Genomic DNA, 7258 nt, shown 5'->3' on the forward strand with positions numbered 1-7258 from the left:
ACCCAGGCATGCCGGCCGACCGGTACTGGGAGTTCGAGGACGCACGGGTCAACCTGGGAGAACTGGAGGCTGGCCCGTCCGATCTCGCGCGCCTGCTGCTCGTCGAGTTCGGCCTCGTGTACGGGCCGGACTGGTGGCTGGTGCCGCTGGACCTGCCCGTGGGGTCGCTGTTCACCGTCACCGACCTGCGGGTGCGAGACACCTTCGGGGTCGAGACGGTGGTGGGCCCGTCGCGCAACAGCGACGGACGGCCGTGGGAGATGTTCGAGCTCGGGCAGACCGGTGACGGGGCCGCCCGGTTGACCGACCTGTTCTTCCTACCCCCCACGCTCCCCAGGCGGCTGGAGGGCGACCCGGTCGAGGAGGTCACGCTGCTGCGCGACGAGATGGCCAACCTGGCGTGGGGGGTGGAGCGGCGGGTCCCGGGTGTCAGCGGTGAGCCGGTGGAACGCGCGCTGGAGGCGGCTCGCCTCGCGGTGCACCAGTCGATCCTCACGGTGAGCGAGGACGTGCGGCTGATCTACCGGCTGATGAGCCCGGTGCCGGTGAACTGGATCCCGTTCGAGCCGGTGGCGACCGTGCCCCCCACCGATCCGGCATACGATCTCGCCTTCGAACGGCGTGTGCTGCAGCGGACGGTGCCCGGCGTGGGCGACGCCCCTCCCGTCCTCGAACGCGTACACCCGCGAGGCCTGTTGCTGCGCTCCGATCCGTCGCAGCCGGTTGAGAGCGAGCCACCCCTGCGCATCGTCGAGGAAGAGATTCCCCGCGACGGGGCAGTCGTCACACGGGCGTTCCAGTACGCCCGCTGGTGCGGGGGGACCTCCTTCCTGTGGATGGGGCGGGCCAGGCGAGCCGGGCGCGGTGAGGGGTCGAGCGGCCTGCGGTACGACGCCGCGGACCGGCCGGAACGCTAGTCATCGGGAGGCCTTCTCAGGGTTGCGTATAGTCCTCGCCGAAAAGCAACGGAGTCGCCCTCGGCCTGTGGTGATGCCCAGGCATCCCGCAGATCCCCGCGTACGCGGCACCGGCGCGTGTACGGGAGGCGTCACGGCGACCACTTGCAGAAACGTGCTGGTCGTGGGGGCGTATCCCGAACGATCCTCTCCGTACGCACCACTGGGGGTTGTTTATTGGGCGAGAACTACCGGGAGCCAGATGACCACGGACCGTCGGCATGCCGACGGTCCTCTGTCCTGTCAGGGAGGCGAAACCCCTCTCTTGAGACAGAACGGCTACTAAACCGAGGAGTTATTAATCGGCAGCTCCCTGACCGCAAGGGACAGCCCTTTTCGAGTCGGTCGTCTGGGCTGGGAGGCGACGCCCTTCAGGAGGCCATCCGCGTCATGATGATTTGTGGCTCCATAACTTTCTGAGAAATTCCAGAATCGCAGTTCCCCCCATCATCGATATTGCAGGAATCGTGAACGGGGTCGGCCGGTCTTAGACTGGTTGGGTAGCCGGTTCGGCGAGGATGGCTGAAGGGCCGACTGGGCAGTACTGTCGTGTTTCCATCTGTGTTGTGCTAGCAAGGCGATCAATATGCCCTACGACATGCACATCTGGGGTCTCGAGGCGTGGGACGAACTGGCGCGAGAGGGCTTGGGAATCGTGATTGATCCGTTTGTCTTTCGGCTCGGGCAGTTCTTTCTCGAAGGCGGTCCGCTGGCTGGCACCGACGCGGATGCGCGCTGGGGGGCGATTGAGGACGACATCGGGGCCCTGGTGAGCTTCTTCGACCTGGTCGTCATGCATGACCAGGTGCCGGCCTTCAACTACAACGACACGTTCGACCGGCGGTTTGACTTCGGTGACGGTCTCGGGGCTGTCCTCAACACGGGCGGTGACAAGACCCTGGTGCATGTGGACGTCGAGCACCACATGTACCGGCAGGCGAAGGAAGCGGCCATCGAACAGCTCGGCCGTCGGCTCGCCGAGGGGCCCCTGGTTCGTGAGCCGGCGGGCCAGGAGATCCTTTCCACGCTCGCGGCGGTCCAGTACGAGTGGGAACCCAGTCTGGAAAGTCTTGAGGATCGGCTCGTCGACTCCGATCAGATGAAACTCGCCCGGTTCCTGCTCGGGCAGCTGGTCTTCGCCGGCTATGCGCAGCAGACCGGGGCACCGCATGTCCTCGGGCCGAAACGCAGTCGGATCCTGACCACGATTGGTCTGGGAACCGAGGCTGCGGCGTCTACCGCGGAAGGTGCGATCTATGAGGAGTTGCGTCGGCGATTTCGTGAAGCAGGGCAGGGGTGGCGCAACACGGAGCTGCCGTGGAGACCGTCGTTCCTTCCTCTCTTGCTGCAGCGCATGGAGCGGTATCGGGAGGGCCCGGACGTTCTGCTTGAGCAGGCCAAGGAATTGCGGGGCAAGAAGGCGGTTGAGCGCTATCGCAGGCTCCAGAAAGAGCTGGTGTCCGAGGAGGCAGGGGAATCGACCGAAGCACGCAAAGAGTTGGAGGCGGCGGCGAATGCAGTAGCGAGGTCGTTGGACTCGACCCGTGAGGAGATGCATCTGCTCCGACGTATTACGGTCGAGGTGTTGCCGAAGGCTGTGGGTGCTGTGGGTGGCGCAGCGGCGGGGGCCGTCGTGGCTGGGCCGGCGGGAGCTGCTGCTGGAGCGTTGGCCGGGGTCGTTGGTGAAGAGGTGCTCAGGGACGTGCACGGCAGGCTGTGGGGAATGGTTATCGACAAGCTGACATTTCGGAGCGCCCGCAGGTTGCTGATGCGTTCGGCGAAGGCGGAGCGCGAATTGAAGGAACGGCTGGTGCCGCAGCTGAGGACAGTGTGGGAAACGGGGCGGCGGGTGAGCTGAGAGGGCGGCGACCACGAGATTGTCGACCGCTCACTGGCGATGGCCGCTCCACAAGGGCAGATGCGCGCTGATGACGGCAGCGATCAGCGCAACCTCGGCGCCGATCCACGCTGCGATGACCGTTGGGTCCCCAACGCTTCTACCAGAGGCCAGTGGCGGCAAGACGAGCAAAGCGGGGCTTGACGCGAGCGCGGCCATGACCTCGATGCTATTCCACCCGTGTCCGCGTTACAGACATTTACGCAACGCATTAGTGCAGCTCACAGCCCATCCGGCCACATCGACGGTCGGTAAAGAACGGTTTACCGACCGGCCAGATTCTGTCGGAAGTGTTCGTCGAGCCCGCTGCAGGCCGCGACCCGAGTACGTTTTCCGACCATCCCAAGGGCGTTAGGGACGTCCGACATGACCGGGGAGGGTGGTCGGCTTGCGCAGTGAGATGGTGCTGGGGGATTTACGGGTCCAGGAGATACCGCGGGCGGGCGGCGGCTGGTCGTACGCGATCCTGGAGCCGGATGGGTCCGTGGAGGAGGAGTCGTACGGCTTCCTGGCGCAGTACGAGGGCACGGGGACGCAGAGGACCTACGCCTACTATCTCGTGGACCACCTGCGCTGGCGGGTCAGGGAGGGCCTGACCACGAAGTCCGTAACCCTGCGGGACCTGTTTCGGTACATGGGGGCGGTCGGTGCGAAGGTGCCGCTGCCGTACGGGCAGCCCTGGCGGGTGCCACCGAAGCGTCCATATAGCGAGTCCGGCCTCGGCGTGGCAGCGGCGGCGCTGAAGGGGTTCTACCTGCACCAATTCGCGGCAAACGGGATCAACGCGGAGCTGAAGGAGGCGCTGGACGTGCGCCGCCTGCCGACCAGAGTGGACCGCGATCGCGCCCTGCTGGGGCACGTGAAGACGTCGATGCCAGCGAACCCGCTGGCTCCTCGCACGGGCACGCGTCGGCGGCATCCGAAGATGCTTCCGGACGGGGCGCGTACGGAGCTGCACCGAGCGGTGAACACAGCCCGGGACGCGATGGTCGTGACTTGGCTCGCCGACAGCAGCATGCGCATTGGCGCCCTGTGCGGTCTCCACCTGGTCGACCTGCACCTGCGGGACGGCGCAGCGTGTGGCGAGTGCGGCCCCGCCCACGTGCACGTCTGCCACCGGTGGGGCAATGCGAACCGGGCGGCGGCGAAGGCCAAACCCGAGTGGAGGCTGGTCGACGGCACTATTACCGGCGGGGAGATCTTTCGCGCCAGCCCGGCCATGATCAGCAGCTACTTCCGGTATATGACCGAGGAGTACGCGCAGCATGCCGCGGGTCACGGCATGCTGCTCATCCAACTGGCCGGGCCGCGGCGCGGCGAGCCGTGGACGACGGACGGGGCGCGCGGGATGCTGCGGCGCGCCGGGCGCCGAGCCGGGTTGCCGGGGCGGATCAAGCCGCACGCTTTCCGGCACACGACCACGGCCAACATCATGGACGCCTCCGGCAACGACCCGATGGTGGCCAAGGTGGCCGGCAACTGGTCCTCGACGCGCATGGTCGAGGAAGTCTACGGACACCCCGATCTGCACTCTCCGACGTTCACCGCCGCCCTGCGCAAGGTCTGGGGTGAGGAGGAGTGAGCGAGGAGGCCCGTGAACTGCTGCCGCTCGTCGGCCTCGCCGGCGGAGCGGGACTCACCAACCGCGACCGGCTGGAGGTCCTGACGGCGCTGATCAATGCCCCGTCCTTCGATCCGCTGTTTCGCCCCGACATCATCGTGGTGCCGCCCGACCACCCCACGTATGCCTGGCAGTGCGGGGTGGCACAGTGCGAGCGCCCCAAGCACGAGCGGACCGACTTCTGCCATGTGCACCACGGGCAGTGGTCGAAGCTCCGCCGAGGGGGCGACGTGAGCCTGGCGCACTTCCTGCGCACCGCCAAGCCGCTGAGGGCCCGCTCGTACGCGACACCGCCGCCGTGTGTGATCTGCGGCGATGTGCCGGCCTGGAACGGCGCGAGACAGCTGTGCTACCTGCACCACTACCGGTTGCTACACGACCGCTGGGAGTACAAGCAGCAGGGCCTGGTCCTCGACGAGCACCTGGATGAGTGGATGGCGCGGCAGCCGGTGATGCCGGCGTTCGGCCCCTGCCAGGTAGATGTGTGCCCCGAGGAGGCGGTGCACCTGCTCGGGCTGTGCCGCCGCCACTTCCTGCTCTACAAGAAAGAGGGGAAGCCTGGCGGCGCCCGGGTGCCGAACAACTGGGGCCGGATGCTGACTGAGTGGGGCTCCAACCCCGGGGTGTCCTACGACGACCAGGTGGCGTTTTGTGGTGCGCTGCCGCCGGAACCAACCACCACGCCTACGCCAAGGTGTCCCTGCGCGGGCTGCGGCCACTGCTCAAGGCGGAGTTCAAGTGGACGATGTTCCACCACACCCAGGACCCCAATCCACGGGGGCCGATCTGGGATCTGTCCCGGATCCAGCTACTTGCCGAGGAATGCCGGCAGCAGCGGGTGAACTCCCTGGTGGACCTGGACCTCGAACCCAGTCCCAAGGGGCACTACTCGCGTCGCCACAGCATCGCCAAGGCGATGCTGCACTACCTGCGATTGGTCTACTTCAGCCGCGAGGACACCCGGGACGCCGGGTTCATCGAGACGGAGCACTTCGGGGTCCGCTTCAAGCACCGCCTCTCGCACTGGGACCTGGGCGGGGTGTCGCAGCGTTGGCTGCGCGATCTCCTGTGGGACAGCCTGGCGGCCCGGCTGGAGAGCGACCCGCCGCGCACCGGAGCCACGCTGGACCAAAACCGCAAGGCGGTCGTGGAATTGAGCGCGTTCCTCGAGGCCCGCGCACCGGGCGGTGGACACGATCCGCAGGTGCTGACGCGGGCCCTTGCCGTCGACTTCGTCGCCGATCAGCGGCACCGGGCCGAGCATCGGCTGCCCTCCCTTGGGCTGCAGCGCCGTGGCGACGGCGACAGCCGCAGCGGGCAGCCCTCCACCGTTACGCCGATCATGCTCGGCCACGTGCTGCGCAATTGCCGTCGCATCCTGCGCGAGGCCCTGGACTCTGGCACCGCCGACCAACTCGGCCTCGACCGCGGCTTCGTCGTGGCCCTCCCGAGCTACCACCCGCCGGTACGCCGCCGCTCGCCGTTCCCCGACGAGCTCGCGCGGGCCCTGGCCCACCCGGACAACCTGCGGCGCATGGAGGACGAATTCGACCCGTTCGACGGCGGGCTGCGCGACGCTTGGGAGATGCTCGTGCTGACCGGACGCCGCGTCAACGAGGTGCTTCAGGTGCGCTACGAGTGCATCTCCCGGCTGAACGGGCTGGCGCTGTTCTGGCACGACCAGACCAAGGTCGGCAACTACGACCAGGCCATCCGCATCCCCGACCGGCTCTTCGCCCGCATCGAGCAGCGCCAGGCCAAGACCCGTACCCGCTTCACCGGCCGCTACGGCCGTCCCCCAACCGCCCAGGAGCGCCGACAGCTGGCGCTGTTCCCCAGCCGGATCCGCAACCCCGACCTGCGCACTGGCGTCAGCTACCAGTGGTTCGCGGACGCCTTCCGGGAGTGGATGGAAACGCTGCAGGTCGGCACCGGAGTGCTGCACCAAGCCCGCCACACGCTGGCGACGAACTTGCTGAAGAACGGCGCCGACCTGGTGCACGTCAAGCGCTACCTAGGCCAGCTCTCCCGCGAGATGGCCGAGCACTACGTCCACCTCGCGCACAACGACCCCAGGCTGAATGCAGCCCTGGAGGCGGTGTGGGTGGCAGGCCCCGGCTCCGCCGAACCCGGACTCCTGCTTTCCGGCGGCGAACCCATGACCCGGGAGCAGGCTGAAGCACTGGCCATCGATCTGACCCGCAAATCAACCCCCACCGACGGCGGCTTCTGCACCTTCCAGCCGGTCGTCAACGGCGGGGCCTGCCCGTGGAACTTGGACTGCCACCACTGCGACAAGTTCGTCTTGTCCGGCGCCGACCTCGTCTACTGGCACCGCAAGCGCGAGCAGTGGCGCTTGCTCGCCGAGCGCGCCCCCGACAGCACGACCGCCGACTACCTGCACCAGATGTTCGAGCCGACCGCCCGGGCGATCGACGGCCTGGAGAAGGCCCTCGCGGCGGTCGGCCTGCTGGAGGAGGCCCGAGCCTTGGACCTTCGCCGGCCGCAGGACTTCTTCGGCCGCGTATGGAGCACTGCCTTTCGCGCGGCGGAGCTGGCCCAAAGCCAGGACCCCGAAGAGCCCGAGGAGCCAGAGGAAACATGACCACGGCCGCCGCCCTCGCCGCCCGCCAGGAGCAGACCCGGCAAAAGATCGCCCAGGTCGAGACCGCCATCGCGCAGCTGCGCAGAGAACGGGGCCGACTGACCGTCCGCGCCATCGCTGCCCGGGCTGGTGTCTCCGCCACCTTCCTGTACGAGAACTCGCAGGCGCGCACCCGCGTA

Annotated in this window: 6 protein-coding genes and 1 pseudogene; 6 read left to right on the forward strand and 1 reads right to left on the reverse strand. The window is 67.6% G+C overall.

The features are described from left to right. Both ACTWQJ_RS42890 and ACTWQJ_RS42895 read left to right on the forward strand, forming a co-directional pair. Window positions 1–917, forward strand: a pseudogene (locus tag ACTWQJ_RS42890) (hypothetical protein); the annotation flags it as partial. A 625-nt stretch (window positions 918–1542) separates the two neighbouring features. Then, complete coding sequence (locus tag ACTWQJ_RS42895; RefSeq protein WP_443311826.1) at window positions 1543–2814, forward strand: hypothetical protein; 1272 nt, start codon at window positions 1543–1545, stop codon at window positions 2812–2814. A 30-nt stretch (window positions 2815–2844) separates the two neighbouring features. Here ACTWQJ_RS42895 and ACTWQJ_RS42900 read toward each other — a convergent pair whose 3' ends face one another. Next, a complete protein-coding gene (locus ACTWQJ_RS42900; RefSeq protein ID WP_443311827.1) occupies window positions 2845–3012 on the reverse strand; it encodes a hypothetical protein in 168 nt (55 codons plus the stop codon). A gap of 229 nt (window positions 3013–3241) precedes the next feature. On the opposite strand from ACTWQJ_RS42900, the gene ACTWQJ_RS42905 reads away from it, so the two are divergent. The 4 genes from ACTWQJ_RS42905 to ACTWQJ_RS42920 form a co-directional block, all read left to right on the forward strand. Continuing rightward, window positions 3242–4435 (forward strand): tyrosine-type recombinase/integrase, encoded by a 1194-nt coding sequence (locus ACTWQJ_RS42905; protein ID WP_443311828.1) that lies wholly within the window; start codon window positions 3242–3244, stop codon window positions 4433–4435. After that, window positions 4432–5316 (forward strand): hypothetical protein, encoded by an 885-nt coding sequence (locus ACTWQJ_RS42910; RefSeq protein WP_443311829.1) that lies wholly within the window; start codon window positions 4432–4434, stop codon window positions 5314–5316. Before ACTWQJ_RS42905 ends, ACTWQJ_RS42910 begins: the two co-directional genes overlap by 4 nt. 743 nt (window positions 5317–6059) lie before the next feature. After that, a complete protein-coding gene (locus tag ACTWQJ_RS42915) occupies window positions 6060–7079 on the forward strand; it encodes a tyrosine-type recombinase/integrase (RefSeq protein ID WP_443311831.1) in 1020 nt (339 codons plus the stop codon). Further along, a partial coding sequence (locus ACTWQJ_RS42920) for a DUF6262 family protein (protein ID WP_443311830.1) occupies window positions 7076–7258 on the forward strand: 183 nt, incomplete at its 3' end. The genes ACTWQJ_RS42915 and ACTWQJ_RS42920, both read left to right, overlap by 4 nt.

Origin of the sequence: Streptomyces sp. KR55 (assembly GCF_052245645.1) — a bacterium.
In the GTDB taxonomy this organism is placed as follows: domain Bacteria; phylum Actinomycetota; class Actinomycetes; order Streptomycetales; family Streptomycetaceae; genus Streptomyces; species Streptomyces flavusporus.

Coding starts and splice junctions, on each gene's coding strand:
- ACTWQJ_RS42895 (WP_443311826.1), top strand. CDS start 1,543: ATGCCCTACGACATGCACATCTGGGGTCTCGAGGCGTGGGACGAACTG.
- ACTWQJ_RS42900 (WP_443311827.1), bottom strand. CDS start 3,012: ATGGCCGCGCTCGCGTCAAGCCCCGCTTTGCTCGTCTTGCCGCCACTG.
- ACTWQJ_RS42915 (WP_443311831.1), top strand. CDS start 6,060: ATGCTCGTGCTGACCGGACGCCGCGTCAACGAGGTGCTTCAGGTGCGC.